At 71.1% G+C, this 15,782-nt stretch carries 10 protein-coding genes and 1 tRNA gene; 4 read left to right on the forward strand and 7 right to left on the reverse strand.

The window, feature by feature from the left end; all coding sequences use genetic code 11:
- Positions 1–28: 28 nt before the first annotated feature.
- Complete coding sequence (locus tag ACFYW7_RS13305) at positions 29–1,858, forward strand: prolyl oligopeptidase family serine peptidase (protein ID WP_389501308.1); 1,830 nt, start codon at positions 29–31, stop codon at positions 1,856–1,858.
- 162 nt (positions 1,859–2,020) lie between these two features.
- Here ACFYW7_RS13305 and ACFYW7_RS13310 read toward each other — a convergent pair whose 3' ends face one another.
- The 3 genes from ACFYW7_RS13310 to ACFYW7_RS13320 form a co-directional block, all read right to left on the reverse strand.
- Positions 2,021–4,105, reverse strand: coding sequence for an NAD-binding protein (locus ACFYW7_RS13310; protein WP_389501657.1), 2,085 nt, complete (start codon positions 4,103–4,105; stop codon positions 2,021–2,023).
- Positions 4,106–4,436: 331 nt separating this feature from the next.
- Entirely contained in the window at positions 4,437–4,976 is a 540-nt protein-coding gene (locus ACFYW7_RS13315; RefSeq protein ID WP_389501310.1) for a hypothetical protein, read from the reverse strand.
- A 543-nt stretch (positions 4,977–5,519) separates the two neighbouring features.
- Positions 5,520–6,185: an HAD family hydrolase gene (locus ACFYW7_RS13320; RefSeq protein WP_389501312.1), complete on the reverse strand. Its 666-nt coding sequence runs from the start codon at positions 6,183–6,185 to the stop codon at positions 5,520–5,522.
- Positions 6,186–6,600: 415 nt separating this feature from the next.
- Between ACFYW7_RS13320 and ACFYW7_RS13325 the strand changes: the two genes are divergently transcribed.
- The gene (locus ACFYW7_RS13325; RefSeq protein WP_389501314.1) at positions 6,601–8,877 is read left to right on the forward strand and encodes an Ig-like domain repeat protein; all 2,277 of its coding nucleotides are present in this window, start codon (positions 6,601–6,603) and stop codon (positions 8,875–8,877) included.
- Between the two features lie 457 nt (positions 8,878–9,334).
- On the opposite strand, the gene ACFYW7_RS13330 is transcribed toward ACFYW7_RS13325, so the two are convergent.
- From ACFYW7_RS13330 to ACFYW7_RS13340, 3 genes are all read right to left on the reverse strand, one after another.
- Positions 9,335–9,408, reverse strand: a tRNA-Pro gene (locus tag ACFYW7_RS13330).
- A gap of 29 nt (positions 9,409–9,437) precedes the next feature.
- On the reverse strand, positions 9,438–10,238 hold the full coding sequence (locus ACFYW7_RS13335; RefSeq protein ID WP_389501316.1) for a Pr6Pr family membrane protein: 801 nt from the start codon (positions 10,236–10,238) through the stop codon (positions 9,438–9,440).
- 419 nt (positions 10,239–10,657) lie between these two features.
- Entirely contained in the window at positions 10,658–11,584 is a 927-nt protein-coding gene (locus tag ACFYW7_RS13340; protein WP_389501318.1) for a metallophosphoesterase, read from the reverse strand.
- Between the two features lie 377 nt (positions 11,585–11,961).
- Here ACFYW7_RS13340 and ACFYW7_RS13345 point away from each other — a divergent pair, with 377 nt between their 5' ends.
- Entirely contained in the window at positions 11,962–12,426 is a 465-nt protein-coding gene (locus ACFYW7_RS13345) for a GatB/YqeY domain-containing protein (RefSeq protein ID WP_389501320.1), read from the forward strand.
- A 260-nt stretch (positions 12,427–12,686) separates the two neighbouring features.
- Here ACFYW7_RS13345 and ACFYW7_RS13350 read toward each other — a convergent pair whose 3' ends face one another.
- Positions 12,687–14,978: a transglycosylase domain-containing protein gene (locus tag ACFYW7_RS13350; RefSeq protein ID WP_389501322.1), complete on the reverse strand. Its 2,292-nt coding sequence runs from the start codon at positions 14,976–14,978 to the stop codon at positions 12,687–12,689.
- 405 nt (positions 14,979–15,383) lie between these two features.
- Between ACFYW7_RS13350 and wblA the strand changes: the two genes are divergently transcribed.
- Positions 15,384–15,722 (forward strand): transcriptional regulator WblA, encoded by a 339-nt coding sequence (wblA, locus tag ACFYW7_RS13355; RefSeq protein ID WP_028799159.1) that lies wholly within the window; start codon positions 15,384–15,386, stop codon positions 15,720–15,722.
- Positions 15,723–15,782: the final 60 nt, after the last annotated feature.

A 15,782-nucleotide genomic window follows, 5' to 3' on the forward strand; every position in this document is an offset into this window, starting at 1 on the left:
GGCCGGTCGGGCCAGGCACTATGGGGCCATGACTGAGAGCACCAGGTCCACCGAGCAGCAGCAGGCCGACATGCCCGACTGGGAGAAGCGCTTCCGGGCACCGCGGGTGTCGCTGCCGGACTGGGCGGAGGACGCCCCGCACCGCTCCCTGTTCGTCTCGAACGCGACAGGGACGTACGAGCTGTACGCGTGGGACCGGACGACGGGCGAGCAGCGCCAGGTCACCCACCGGGCGAACGGCACGACGGACGGGCTGCTCTCGCCCGACGGCGAGTGGATTTGGTGGTTCGACGACAAGGACGGCGACGAGTTCGGCGTCTGGCGGCGCCGCCCGTTCGACGCCGCCCTGGTCGAGGGAGACGTCGACGCGCCGGCGGTCCCCGGCCTCGAACCCTCCTACTCCGCGGGCCTGGCCATCGGCCGTGACGGGCGTACGGCCGTCGTGGGCCGCTCGACGGACGACGACGGATCGACGATCCACGTGGCCCGCGCCGGCGAGGCCCCGGTCGAGATCTACCGGCACCGCGAGTCCGCGGGGGTCGGCGACCTCTCCCACGACGGCTCCCTGATCGCCGTCGAGCACACCGAGCACGGCGACGCGATGCACTCGGCGCTGCGGGTGCTGCGCCCGGACGGGTCGACGGTCGCCGAGCTCGACGACACCGAGGGCGGCACGGTCGAGCTGGGCCTTGAGGTGCTGGGCTTCGCCCCCGTCGACGGCGACGGCCGGCTCCTCATCGGGCACCAGCGCCGCGGCCGCTGGGAGCCCCTGGTGTGGGAGGTGACGACCGGAGAGCAGACGGACCTGCGCCTCGACCTGCCCGGTGACGTGGCCGCCGAGTGGTATCCGGACGGGTCGGCCCTCCTCGTCGCCCACAGCTTCGAGGCGCGCAGCGAACTGTGGCGCTACGACCTCGCCTCCGGCGAACTGTCCGAGGTCCCGACCCCGCCCGGCACGGTCTCCGGGGCCACGGCCCGCCCGGACGGGACGGTGGAGTACCTGTGGTCGTCGGCGGCCGAGCCGTCGGTGGTCCGCTCGACGACCGGCGCGACCGTCCTGGACCCGCCCGGCGTGAAGTCCCCGGCATCGGTCCCCGTGGAGGACGTCTGGGTCGAGGGACCCGGTGGCCGCATCCACGCCCTGGTCCAGAGGCCGGCGGGCGCCACCGGTCCGCTGCCCACCGTCTTCGACATCCACGGCGGCCCGACCTGGCACGACAGCGACTCGTTCGCGGCGGGCCCGGCGGCCTGGGTCGACCACGGCTACGCGGTGGTCCGGGTCAACTACCGGGGTTCCACGGGCTACGGCCGTGCCTGGACCGACGCGCTCAAGCACCGCGTCGGGCTCATCGAGCTGGAGGACATCGAGGCGGTCCGCGAGTGGGCGGTCACGTCCGGCCTGGCCGACCCCGACCGGCTGATCCTGACCGGCGGTTCCTGGGGCGGGTACCTCACGCTCCTCGGCCTCGGCACCCGGCCCGACGCGTGGGCGCTGGGCATCGCGGCCGTCCCGGTCGCGGACTACGTCACGGCGTACCACGACGAGATGGAGGCGCTGAAGGCCATGGACCGGACGCTCCTCGGCGGCACCCCGGAAGAGGTCCCCGAGCGCTTCGAGGCGTCCTCCCCGCTGACCTACGTCGACGCGGTCAAGGCGCCCGTGTACATCTCGGCCGGTGTCAACGACCCGCGCTGCCCCATCCGCCAGATCGACAACTACGTACACCGCCTCGCCGCCCGCGAAGCCGTCCACGAGGTCTACCGCTACGACGCCGGCCACGGCTCCCTGGTGGTCGACGAACGCATCAAGCAGGTCCGCCTGGAACTGGACTTCGCGGAACGACACCTGGGGAAGTGACGCCGCCGCGAGGCCGTGGGAGGTGACCGGAAGCCCCTCCCACGGCATCGCGCGTTTCCCCGAGGTGTGAAGGGCCCGGGCCGGGATGGTCCGGGCCGGGTCGGGCCGGGGTCGGGTCGGGCCGGGGTCGGGCGGGCCGAACTCCCGCACCCCGCCGTCCGGCTACGCTCCCGTCCGTTGTCGGGGCCGTCGGCCCAGCAGCTCCGCGAGCCCCCGTCGGGTCGCGGCGAGCACCACGCGGTCCTCGGATCGCAGCACGTATGTGGCGGGCAGGTCCCAGACCAGTCCGGGACCGCGCGAACCGGCCGCCGGGGCCGCCCGGCGTTCCCCGGGAGCCGCCGTGTCCAGCGCGAGCACCCGCCAGGCCCCCGCCCGGAACGCCTCTCCCACCGTGCGGCCCTCCAGCTGCGGATGCCCGCCCACGTCCACCGCGGCGAACAGCAGGACCCGCCGCTCGACGGGAATCGCCCCGAGGATCTGCCGGCCCATCATCGCCCCGGCGAACGCGGGCGCGGCCAGATGGGACACGCTGCGGCTCCGGGTGAGGGCGTCGGGGTGCGCGGCCCGCAGGGTGCGGTACACCGCGGTCGCGAAGTCGTCGTCGTACAGCCGCAGGACGACCCGCAGGTCCGGCTGCAGGGTCCGCGCGTACAGCACGGCCTCGAGATTCATCGTGTCCACGCTGGTCAGCGCCAGCAGCGCGTGCGCCCGATGGATCTTGGCGGCCTCCAGCACACCTTCCTGCGTCACGTCCCCGAGTACCACCGGCACCCGCAGCCGCCGGGCCAGCGCCAGCCCCCGGGCCTGGGGATCGGCCTCGACGCACACCACGGGAATGCGCAGCTCCCGCAGCCGCGCCAGTACCCGGGTACCGATCTTGCCGACCCCGAGCAGCACGACGTGCCCGGACAGTCCGCGCGGCGGCTTCCGCAGCGCGGACCCGCTGCGGAAGGTGCCGAGCGCCTCCAGCACGGCCGCCAGCAGCACCGGCAGCAGCAGCAACCCGACCACACCGGAACAGAGTTGGAGGATCTGCCGCCCGAGCGGCTCACCGATGGCCGGGTCGTTGATGGCGAAGAGATCGAGCAGCGTCAGGTACGTCGCCTGGAGCGGTGGCTCCTTGGTGACCACCACCGACGCCACGGCGAGCCCGACCACGCACGCGACGAGCCCCGCGAACGACCAGCGCAGCCGCCGCGACAGCAGGGAACCGAACCACGGGACCACGCCCCGCCCTGCGGACAGTTCCGGGCCGGTGTACGACACGTTCTCCAGCACGACGGTGCCGCGGCCGGTGGCGGCCGCCACCGCCCTTTCGTCGGGCAGCAGTTGAGGCCCTTGCGCCCCGCTGCTCTCCGAACCGTCGGCACCCGCAGGGTCGTTGGTCGTCGCGGACAGCAACGCCAGGGTGCACAGCCCCGGATCGGCGACCTCGCCGGGGCCGGGCGGCGGCCGTTCCACGGCGCGCAGCATCAGCCCGTCGGTCTGGACGACCTTGCTGGTACCGGCCACGGCGGTCGCGGCCAGCGCGGGCGCGGCGGTGTCGGCGTCGGACAGGACGGTGGTGGACGCGTCGAAGGCCTCGACACCCCCGCCGGCCCGCGAGGCGGCGGCCGCGGTGGCTCCGGCGGCCGCCCCGCCGTCGTCCGGTGAACCGGTCCGGGAACCGGCTCCGGCCCCGGCCCCGGGACCGAGCGCACTGTCGGCGGTCCCAGCGGTCCCAGCGGTACCGGAGGCCCCGGCTGCGGTGGCCAGGGCCGAAGCCTGGTCGAGGAGGGCCTCGATGTGCTGTCCGAGGCGCCGGTTGTAGAGCCGCAGGACCAGCCGGATCCGTGGGTTGAGCCGCCGGGCGGTGAGGGCGGCACGGATGTTGGTCTCGTCGTCGTCGTACACGAGCGCGAGCGCGGCGGCCCGCTCGACGCCCGCGTGGGCGAGGGTGTTCTCGGTGAGCTCGATGGCCTCGACCACCCGTTCCGTACCGGGAGGTTCGCCCGTCCGGACGCCCCCGGACTCCCCACTCGCGCCCCCGTTTCCGGTGCCGCTACCGCCGCCGTTGCCGTTCCCGGAAGCCCGGTTGACGGCCGCGGAGACCCGGTCGAACAGGGTGTTGGACCGCGTTCGCCCGACGACCGGTGGCCGTACGCCGTGCTGCGCGGGCGGTACCACGAGGGTCACCCGCTCGCCGTACACCCCGCGCAACTCGGCGGCCAGCCGATGCGCCAGGGCGTCGTCCCCGGCCACCACCATGTGTGCGCCCGAGTAGTTCGCCGCACTCTGAGACGGAAGATTCCCCACGAGCGGAAAGACTGCCGCACGGGTGCGGGTGGTTCCAGTGGGGAGGCCGGGGAACCTCAGGAGCGTTCGCCCGACTCGGCGACCACGCGGGAGAGACACGCGGCCGCCGCCGGGGGAGTACGCGGAGTGCGCGGGGCCCGACCGTGCCGAGGTCGGGCCCCGCGCACTCGGCCGCCTGCCACGGCTGGTCGCCACGGGCGATCGGCATGTCCGAGTACGCCCGCCCGTCCTCGCCCGGGACGGAGCGGATGGACGGGACGGACAGGAGGGAGCGGCTCCGCCGTCAGCGGGCGCTCGTCGTCTCGATGTCGACGATGCGGTTGTACTTCTCCACCAGCACGAAGAGCTTGGTCTTCTGCGCCGTCTCGCCACTGCCGAAGGTCAGCGTCACGACGACCTCGTGGCTGTTGCCCACCGCGCCGTTGTCCGTCACCGTCCACCGCGCCGGGACGTTCTGGGCACGCAGGACGCCGTCCACCCCGTTCTCCCCCTCCCAGGCGGCCAGCCGCTGGGCGAAGTCGGGGGTCAGGTAGTGCTTGCGGAGCGCCGCGGCCAGCGTGGCGTCCGGGTCCTCGTAGTCGCCCTTGGCGTCGATGTACGCCCCGTAGAAGTCGGAGACCCGGGTCACGACCTGGCCGGGCGTGCCGGTGACCGAACGGGACGCGGCGGCCGACACCTTCGCCGTGGAGATCTTCGCGGGGACACGGACGGCGGCCTGCGCCGATACCTGCGTCGAGACGCCGAGTCCGACGGCCAGGACGAGGCCGGCGGCGATGGCCGCCCGGCGGCCCGGACGACGGCGTGCGGAAGTCTGCTTGCTCATGTCAGTTCCTCTTCTGGTTCCGTATGTGGTTGCCTCGGCCGGTTCCGGCCTTCCGCCGGATGCGCCCGCCGACTCGTCGCCACCCCGTCCGCGTCCGATCCGAGGACGCGGGCCCGACCGCCTGATCCGACGGGTGCTCGGGTGCTCGGACGCATGGGTGTCCCGATGCGCAGCCGCGGGGTGGGTGTCGAAGCCGTCGCTCCAGGGGCGGTGGTTCCGCCTCGGCCGGTCCGACACCCAGAGCTTCGAGGACGTCCTGGATCCACGGCAACGGATACCGCCCAACCTGCAAAGGTGGAACCGTCCCACCCCAGGTGACCTGCGGAAACAGGGTGTCCCTGGGATGCCTTCCAGGGACACCGGAACGGCTCGTCGAAGGGCTTCACCAGGAGCGGCGCCGGGCGTACGGGGCTCCGGGCGCCCGAGGTCCGGGCGCCCGGGGTCTACGCGTACGAGGTCTACGCGTACGAGGTCCAGGCTCGCGTGGCACCCGGCTTGAGCACCGCTCGGACTACGCGGCCCTCGGATTGCGCGGCGCTCGGCCTACGCGGTGCCGGTGCCTGCTCCTGAGGCGAAGGAGAGGATGTGCGGGGCCGCGTCCCGCAGGCTTTCGAAGTGGCGGTGCACGCCCTCCACCGCGACGGCGGCGTTCACGCCCCAAACCGTCATCCCGGCCCGCAGTCCCGACCGCACTCCGGACGGGGCGTCCTCCACGACCAGGCAGTCCTCCGGCTCGGCGCCGAGCCGGGCGGCGGCACGCAGGTACGGAACGGGAGAGGGCTTGCCCTCCTCGACGGCGGCCGCGTCGACGATCAGGTCGGGCACCGGCAGGCCGGTCCGCAGGAAACGACCGCGCACCCGGTGCTCGTAGTTCGAGGTCACCAGCGCCCAGGCCCCCGGCGGCAGACCGTGCAACAGCGCCGACGCGCCGTCGAAGGCCGAGTAGACGCCGAACCGGACGTCGTCGTCCTCCAGTTCGTGCAGCAGGGCCAGGCATTCGTGCGGGTCGTGTTCCGCGGCGACCTGCGCGAAGGTCTCCATCGGTCTTGTCCGCAGGGCCACTTGGTAGACCTCGTCCGCGTCCAGCCCGTATCGCCGTGCCCATGTCCGCCACACCTGGCGCTGGTTGCTCACGGCGTCCACCAACGTGCCGTCGACATCGAACAGGACGTACTTCGGGCGGACGGCTTCCGCGGATTCGCTGGTCATCCGTCGATCATGGCAGGCGCCGGCCGGACGATCGAGGGAAGCCGCGGGGAGCCGACACCTGTCGAGCGCGGGGATCGGATCCGACGGCGGATCCGACGGCGGATCCCAGGGCGGATCCCAGGGCGGATCCGACGGCGGGCGGTGCCAGGAGAGGCGGCCGTGGTCGATGACAAAGTGCGCGCCGAGCGGGCGAACCTCACCGAACGGGCCGGCGAGCCACGCACATCGCCGGGAAGGAGCCCCGGTCGGCCCTGGACTGCTCCCGTCCCCGGAGTCTTCACTTCCGGCGCGCAACCATTCCGGTGTCTCCGTTGTCACACCCGTGTCATAGGCATTCGAAACATGCCGCGCCCGGTGCCCTCCAACCTCCGTTGACGCGCGGCCTCTCCCCCCGCTCACGGAGGCTTGAACCACCTTGCGCAACCGCAGAATCTCCACCGCGACGGCACTCGCCGTCCTCTTCAGTTCCGTCGCGCTGACGGGCCTCGGGTCGACGGCCGCCCACGCCGACGGCCACACCGTCCTGCCCGTCACCTCCGTCGCCGACGTCGTCGTGGACAGCGTGCACCAGCGCGTCTTCGTCAGCGACCGGACCGGCAACAAGGTCGTCGCCACCGACTACAGCGGCAACGTCGTCGGGACGTTCGGCTCGCTGTCGGAGGCCGACGGCCTGGAACTCTCGGCCGACTCGCAGACGCTGTACGTGGCCGTCGCGGGCACCGACGAGATCGCGGCCATCGACACCGCCGACCTCACCGAGTCCGCGCGCTACTCGACCGAGACCGCCGATTCCCCGACGACCCTCGCCCGCGCCGGCGGGAAGCTGTGGTTCGGCTACGGCAAAGGGTGGTCCGGGAACATCGGCTCCCTCGACCTCTCGGGCGCGGAACCTGTCCTCGCCGTGGCCCAGGGCAGCAGCAGCCGCTGGTACTACGCGCCCCGGCTGGCGTCCAGCCCGGCCGCGCCCGGCGTGCTGGCCGCCGCCGTGTCCGGCCTCAGCCCCGCCGCCGTGGCGACCTATGACGTCTCCGGCGACGCACCCGAGCTCATCGCCCAGGGCGAGGCCGGCAGCAACCTGCGCGACCTCGCCGTGACCCCCGACGGCGACCAGGTCGTCACGGCCAGCGGCTCGCCGTACAAGCACCAGGTGCTGTCCACCACCGACCTCAAGGAAGTCGGCAGCTACCCGACCGACGCCTACCCGAACGCCGTCGACATCGCGGCGGACGGCACCGTCGCCGCGGGCATCGACGGCTACTACGAGCCGGACGTCTACATATTCAAGCCCGGCAGCACGGAGCCGGTCCGGAAGTACGACTTCGCCGACACCGACACCGGCACCCTGGTTCCGGACGGCCTGGCCTGGGAGCCGGACGGCAACCGCCTCTTCGCGGTCACCGGCACCGGCAGCACGTACCACCTCAACACGCTGAACACGCCGCTCAAGGCCGTCACCACGGTGACGGTGAGCGCGCCCTCCTCGGGCGTTCCGGGGAAGCCGTTGACCGTCACGGGGAAGATCAGCGGTGGCGACGCGCTGCCTGCGGGGACGTCGTTGTCGGTCACCCGTACCGACGCGACGTCGCCGTCGGGAAAGGAGCTGGCGCCGGTGGTGACCGGTGAGGACGGGGCGTTCTCGTTCACGGACGCGCCGTCGGTCGAGGGCGACGCGAAGTACACCGTCTCGTACGCGGGCGACGCGGGCCACGCTCCGGCGTCCGCCACCAGCACGGTGACCGTCTCCCGCAGCACGACCACGGTGACGGTGAGCGCACCCGCCACGGCCACCCGTGCCAAGTCGCTGACCGTCACCGGAAAGGTCGCCAACGCCGCCGCGCTGCCGGCCGGTACGGCACTCACCGTCAAGCGCACGGACCTGGAGTCGCCCTCCGGCAAGGCACTGGCCTCGGTGAAGACCAAGGCGGACGGGACGTTCTCCTTCACCGACATCCCGTCGGCCGGCGGGGACGTCAAGTACTCCGTCTCCTACGCGGGCGACACGACCCGTGCCGCGGCCTCGGGCTCCGACACGGTGGCCGTCTCCCGGACCGCCACGACGCTGAGCCTGAACAACAGCGGCAAGGTGTACTCCTACGGCGCGGACGTCACCTTCACCGCGCACCTGGGCACCACCTACAAGAACCGCACGGTGGAGATCTGGGCCAACCCCTACGGCTCGGACAAGCCCGACGTCCTGGTGAAGAAGGCGACCGTCAACTCCAGCGGAAACGTCTCCGCCGTGGTGGACATGAAGCGGGACACCACCGTCACCGCGGTCTTCGCCGGTGACGCCCGCACCGCCCCGAAGTCGGTCAAGGTCACCGCGTACGCCCAGGTGAGCCTCTCCACCTCGCTGGCGAAGTACTACAAGACCGGCAAGGTCAGCGCGAACTCCTCGACGTACTACTGGTACCGCAAGACCACCGGTCCGCTGTTCACCACCACGATGAGCTACTTCCCGGGCCGCAACCACCGGCTGGACGTCGATGTCTACGTCCAGGGCCAGTGGCACCGCGGCTTCTCGGAGTACTTCGAGCTGGGCACCGACGGCAAGAGCGTCATCGACCTCGGCGCCTCCGACGAGGCGGGCCTCCGTGTCCGGGTCCGGTCGGCCTACATCAACGACTCCTCCGGCGACAACGTCAACTCCACCACCTACAGCTCCTGGAAGTACCTCTACTTCACCAACTGACCAGTGTTCCGAGGTCAGTTGTCGGAGTGAAGCCGGCCGCACGTCGGCCGGTCCTTCCGGGCAGGCATCCGCGACGGAAGCCACGCCGCAGCCTGGAACAGGCTCAGGGACACCAGGGACACCAGGGACACCAGGGACAGCCGGGGCATCAGGGACAGCCGGGACAGCCGGGACTCGCGGGTACACGCGAGCCCCGGCTGTCCCAGCCACCAGAAAGCCCGGGCAGGTGCCCGACCGCAGGTCGACACGCTCCGCACCCGCGAAAACGGCCCGCGGCGGTACGACGGACCCGAGAGGGCCTGCCGGAAGCGGATCCGGCACGTGATCCGGACCGGCGCCGTGACCATGGCCGCCTCTTCGCACCCGGCCCGGAGCCCCGGTCACGCGGAGGCGCACGCAGCTACGCCAGAGGGCCCTTACCGATCCGGTAAGGGCCCTCTGAACTGCTATTTAGCTGTCGGGGTGGCGGGATTTGAACCCACGACCTCTTCGTCCCGAACGAAGCGCGCTGCCAAGCTGCGCTACACCCCGATTCGCCGCTGCTCTCGCGGCGACGTCGTTTACTTTAGCCCACTGGTGCCCGGAGACGAAATCAGGTTTTCGGAGCGTCGGAGGCGGCGTCTGACCGGGTCGGGGCGCACGTGGTCGAGGACGACGACGACGAGGGCCAGGACGCAGAAAGCCACGCCGAGGATGGCCGCGTTGCCGAGGGCGCCCGCGTAGCCGTGCCGGTCCACATCGGCGAACGGGTAGAGGTAGCGCGTCGGGGCCCCGGGCGACAGCATCGCGCCGCGGGCCACGGTGAAGGCGAGGTAGACGAGGGGGTAGAGGAGCCATACCGCCGCGTCGCGGAGCGCCAGCGGGACCGGGCGGGTCAGCAGCAGCCAGTCGAGGACCACGGCGATGGGCGTGACCGTGTGGAGGAGGTGGCTCGCGACCGCGTGCCAGCCGGAGAGCGTGCCGGCGCTTCCCGCGACGGAGAACGGGGCCGACGCGTTCGCCAGGATCAGGTGGTGGACCAGGCCGGCGATCGAGATGTAGGTCAGCGTGCCGCCCGTCAGCACCCCGGGCAGCGGCCTGCGGGCCGACCAGGCCCTGCGGGCCGAGGCCGCGAAGACCACGGTGACGAGCACGTTGACCTGGATGGTGAAGTAGCTCAGCGCCCGCGCCGGGTCGCCCAGCTTCATGGCGATGGCCACGCCCGCCGCCGCCGCGAGGGCCACCAGGACGCGGTAGATCGCCACGGCCGGGCGGCGTGTGGGAGCCACCACCGCCGTCGCGGGGACGAAGGAGTGGATCGACGAGGGGATACCCGGTATCGCGGGGAGGTCGGGTATGTCCCTTGGCATGGGGGTGATCATGGGCCCCACGCTAAGCGGGTCGGGTGATTCGGGCGATATGAGAGGTCTGGGCGGGTTACCTCTGAGCGGATCGCCTCTGGGCGGGTTGCCGATGGCACGGCTGCCGACGGAACGGCGTCGACCCGCGCCGACGGATCCCTCACCATCCGGTATTCGTCAAGATCACCTGGGACTGCCGGACCCGCCTGGGAGAGCTCTGGACCGCCGGGAGGGTCCGGGACCGGCCAGGGCAGCCCCCTGGACCGCCGGGACTGCCCGGGGCTGCCGGAGACGGCCCGAGACGGCTAGGGTCGCCCGCCCGCGTGATCACGCGGGACGTCGCCCGCCCGGTACCGCTGCGGGACGCGGCAGCGCTCCCGGGGCGGGGCGCACTCCGGGAGCCGAGCCGGGAGCCGGTGCCGTCGGCGCCAGAGGGATTCCTACGCCCGTTCCACCAGGGTCAGCAGGGATGCCTCGGGCGGGCAGGCGAATCGGACCGGGGTGTAGCGGTTCGTGCCGCAGCCCGCCGAGACGTGCATGTACGACGTCCGGCCCTCCGTCGTATGGGTGGAGAGGCCCTTGACGCGCTCGGTGTCCAGGTCGCAGTTGGTGACGAAGGCGCCGTAGAAGGGGAGGCAGAGCTGGCCGCCGTGCGTGTGGCCCGCCAGGATCAGGGGGTAGCCGTCGGCTGTGAAGGCGTCCAGGGTGCGCAGGTACGGGGCGTGCACCACGCCCATGGAGAAGTCGGCGGACTCGGCCGGGCCGCCGGCGACGCGGGCGTAGCGGTCGCGCTTGATGTGCGGGTCGTCGAGACCGGTCAGCTCGATCTCCGAGCCCTCGATCTTCAGAGTTCCCCGGGCGTTCGTGAGGTTCAGCCAGCCCGCGGTGTCGAAGCCGTCGCGCAGGTCCTCCCACGGGTTGTGGATGACGCCCACGGCCGGCTTGTTGCCGTTCAGCCCGTGCCGGCCCTGCGCCTTCTCGAACAAGTACCGTGCGGGGTTGCGGAGTTTGGGGCCGTAGTAGTCGTTCGACCCGAAGACGTACGCGCCGGGGAACTCCATCAGGGGGCCGAGCGCGTCCAGCACCTCGGGCACGCCCTCGGGGTCCGAGAGGTTGTCCCCGGTGTTGATCACGAAGTCGGGGCGCAGACCGGCCAGGGAGCGCAGCCAGCGCTGCTTCTTCCGCTGTCCGCCCACCATGTGGATGTCGGAGACCTGCAGGACGCGCAACGGCCGCATCCCGGGAGGCAGAACGGGGACCGTCACCCGCCGGAGGCGGAAGGAACGGGCCTCGAACCCCGCCGAGTACAGCAGACCGGCGGCGCCCACCGCCGTGATTCCCAGGGGTACTCCGTATCGCGCGCGCATACGCCCATCGTGTCAGACCGTTCCCGGAGACCGAGAGGGAGTGGGCCCGGTCGGCAGAACCGGTGCCCGGCCGAGCGTCCCGGACCGCGGCGTCACTGGGTGCGTCCGGTGGCGGCCACGGCCCGGTGGCGTCGTACCGGTGCGTCGTGCCCGATGGCCTCCCGGTGCTGCCGGTGGGAGGGCCGGGACGCACGGCCGCGTCCAGGTGCGGCTCGACCGGGGCACCCCCCGCCGGTACTGGACACCTAGGCGGGACGGGGCGGTGGCGGTCGAACCCGGCCAGGACCCGGGGACACCGCGTCGCTTCCCGGCCGCCCTGGGGGCACGCGGCGAAATCAACAGGCGTCCGTGTCACCGCACCTGCGACACTTGGCGACATGACCACGCTCAAGTCGAAGTTGAAGGAAGACCTCAACGCCGCGATCAAGGGGCGCGACGAGCTCCGCTCCTCGACGCTCCGGCTGACTCTCTCCGCGATCACCAATGAGGAGGTCGCGGGCAAGACCAAGCGCGAACTCTCCGACGAGGAAGTGCAGAAGGTGATCGCCCGCGAGGCGAAGAAGCGCCGTGAGGCCGCCGAGGCCTTCGCGCAGGGCGGGCGCCCCGAGTCGGCCGATCGGGAGCGGGCGGAGGGCGAGGTGCTCGCCACGTACCTGCCCAAGCAGCTGTCCGACGAGGAGCTTCAGGGGATCGTCGCCCAGGCCGTCGAGGAGGCGAAGGCGGCGGGTGCCGAGGGGCCGCGCGCCATGGGGCAGGTCATGAAGATCGTGAACCCGAAGGTGGCCGGTCTGGCCGAGGGCGGCCGCGTCGCCGCCGCCGTGAAGCAGCAGCTCGCGGGCTGAGGCCCCTTGCCCGGACCGGCAGCGGGCCGAGGCCCTCTGCCGGACCGGCCCGACGGACCTTCGGCCGTACAGGGTCGCCATGCTGTGCGCGGCCCCGCAGGGGCCGCAGCGCCGTGCCGAGCCGTCGTACGCGGGACGTACCGTCGTGCGGAACCCCCTTACGGAGAACGCCCCGTGGACCAGGAGTCGATCCTGGTCCACGGGGCGTTCAGGCGTTCACACGCCGATGTCCGGTGTACGGGTACGGGCGTGGACGGGGGTCAGTTGCGCCGGCCGCCGTTGTCGCCGCCGCTGTTGTCGTTGCCCTGGATGAATCCCCCGGGGAGAGAGAAGGAAGGCGTCGGCACCACCACTCCGCCGTCGGTGAGACCGCTGATGGTGTTCCCGTTGGTCAGGTTGCCGTTCCCGTTGCCACCGTGACGGCCGTTGTTCCCGTCGTCGTGGCCTCGGTCCCGGTCCTTGTCCTTGTCCTTCTCCTTCACGGGGTCGGGGATGTTGACCAGGTTGAAGGAGGGGGAGTCCTTGCCCACGAGGGCGCCCGTCATCACGTCCCGCCAGATCGGACCGGGGACCTGACCGCCGTACACCTTGTCGTAGTAGACGCCGCCGATGTTGATGTTGGTCATGTGGACCTGCTGGGTGGCGCTGCCGACCCAGACCGCACCGGCCAGGTTCGGCGTGTAGCCGACGAACCAGGCGTTCTTGCGCTCGTCGGTGGTACCCGTCTTACCGGCGTTGGCGCGGTCGGTGAGACCGGCCTGCTGGCCCGTACCGGAGTCGATCACGCCGCTCAGCAGGGAGTTGACCGTGTCGGCGGTCGTCTCGGACATGGCCCGCGAGCAGGTCGACTTGGGCACGTCCAGCGACTTCTCGCGGTCGCCGAGCTTCTGGCTGACCGACTCGATGGCGACCGGGGTGCAGTACATGCCGCGGGAGGCGAAGGCGGCGTAGGCCGTGGCCATGGTGAGCGGCGAGATGCCCCTGGAGCCCAGGGCGATGGCGGGCACCTCGGGGAGCTTCTGGCCGCTGCCCTCGACGACGCCGAGCTTGTCGATCTGGTTCTTCACCGGGCAGAGGCCGATGTCGGAGATCATCTGCACGAAGTAGGTGTTGACCGACTTGGCCATCGCCTCCTTCAGCTGGTACGGACCGACCTCGGACTCGCTCTCGTTCGGGACCTGATCGTTGGCCCGGTTCATCCAGGGCTTGCTGCCGCAGGTCTGCACGGGGCTGGGGTACGGCATCTTGTACGGCGAGGAGTACTCCTGCGTCGCCGGCCGGCCCTGCTCCAGCGCGGCCGCGGCCACGAACGGCTTGAACGTCGAACCGGTCGGGAAGCCGAAGTTCGAGCCGCCCATGCCGTGGTTGACCGAGTAGTTGATCTCGGTCTCGTTCTTGTCGTAGCCGTACGGCTTCGACTGGCCCATCCCGAGGATCTTCCCGGTGCCGGGTTCGACCAGGGTGGCCGCCGCCGCGACCTTGTCCGACTTGTTGACGTGATCCTTTATCGAGGCCTGGATCGACGCCTGGGACTGCGGGTCGAGCGTCGTGCGGATCGTCAGGCCGCCCTGGTTCCAGATCTTCGCCCGGGCTTCCTTGGTCCGGCCGAACGCCGGGTCGGTCAGGAAGACGTTCTCCACGTACTTGCAGAAGAAGCTCGAGCCCTTGGCCGCCGTGATGCAGCCGTTGTTCGGCTTGCGGACGTGCAGTCCGAGCTTCGTCTCCTTGGCGGCGTCCGCTTCCTCCTGGGAGATGTCGTGCACCTCGGCCATGCGCTGCAGCACGGTGTTGCGGCGCTTGGTGGCCTCCTCCTCGTCGTTGACCGGGTCGTACCGGCTGGGCGACTGGACGATGCCGGCGAGCAGCGCCGACTCCTGGAGGTTCAGCTTCTTGGCGGACTTGGAGAAGTAGCGCTGGGCGGCGGCCTCGACGCCGTAGGCCTGCTCCCCGAAGAACGTGATGTTCAGGTAGTTCTCGAGGATCTTCTTCTTGCCCAGCTTCTCTTCCAGCTGGATCGCGTACTTGAGCTCGCGGATCTTGCGGCCGATGGTCTGCTGGGTGGCCTGCGCGACCTTCGTCGGGTCGTCGCCGGCCTCTTCCACGAAGTAGTTCTTCACCAGCTGCTGGGTCAGCGTGGAGGCGCCCTGGGAGACCCCGCCGTTCTGCGCGTTCTGGTTGACCGCGCGCAGGATGCCCTTCAGGTCGACCGCGCCGTGCTGGTAGTAGCGCGAGTCCTCGATCGCGACGATCGCCTTCTGCATGAAGGGCGAGATGTCCTTGAGGTCGACCACGGTGCGGTCACGTGAGTAGACCGTCGCGATCTGACTGCCCTTGCTGTCCAGGATCGTGGTCCGCTGACTCAGTGCCGGACTCTTCAAATTGTCCGGAATGTCGTCGAACCCCTGGACGGAACCCTTGGCCGCGAGGCCGAGCGCGCCGGCGGCGGGCAGGGCGAGTCCGGCCATGACGGCGCCCGCGAGCACGCTGACACCGAGGAACTTGGCGGCCTGCTGCGTAGGGGACAGGCCACCGCCCGAGCGCTTCTTTGGCATGAGGGCAGCCTACGTTCTCATTCGCCGGACACGCGTATATGCCTTGGCCTAAGCTGCTCTCAACTGTCACAGCAGTGCGGCCACGTATCAAGACGTCCGGCGACCCCGAATCGTTCCGGAGGTTCCGCGTTCCTGTGGAGCGTGTGTCCGAATCAACCTTGTGTGTCACCTGGTGCCCGTTGTGACTCGACCCAACTGTCCCGGTTTGCCGGGATGGTCGCGCATGTCCTCGGCTCACTCCCCCGGGTGATCTGCCGCTTACGCATAGTCCGTTCGGGCCATTCAAGATTGGGCCCGAAGGGGGTGTTGCGCTGTGCCCACCTTCCGTAACGTCCTCAACTGGCGGCGGTGAATATGCCGCTGCCGCCGTGGGGGAGCCTCGATTCGGGAGAGGACGGCGCCGGTATGGGCTGGGTAACCGACTGGAGTGCGCAGGCGGCCTGCCGCACTACCGATCCGGATGAACTGTTCGTTCAAGGAGCAGCGCAGAACAGGGCGAAGGCGGTGTGTACCGGATGTCCGGTCCGCACGGAGTGCCTCGCCGACGCGCTCGACAACCGCGTCGAATTCGGCGTGTGGGGTGGCATGACCGAGCGTGAGCGCCGTGCGTTGCTGCGCCGGCGACCGACCGTCACCTCGTGGCGTCGGCTGCTCGAGACCGCGCGTACGGAGTACGAACGCGGCGCGGGCCTGCTGCCTCTCGACGAGGAAGAGGTGTACGAGCGCTACGCGGCCGTGGGGTGAGGGGTGCGCCCCTCGAGGGGCAGAGGACGTCGCCCCCGGGCCCCTCAGGCTCGTCCGGGC

This window comes from Streptomyces sp. NPDC002580 (genome assembly GCF_042889485.1).
Classification (GTDB): Bacteria; Actinomycetota; Actinomycetes; order Streptomycetales; family Streptomycetaceae; genus Streptomyces.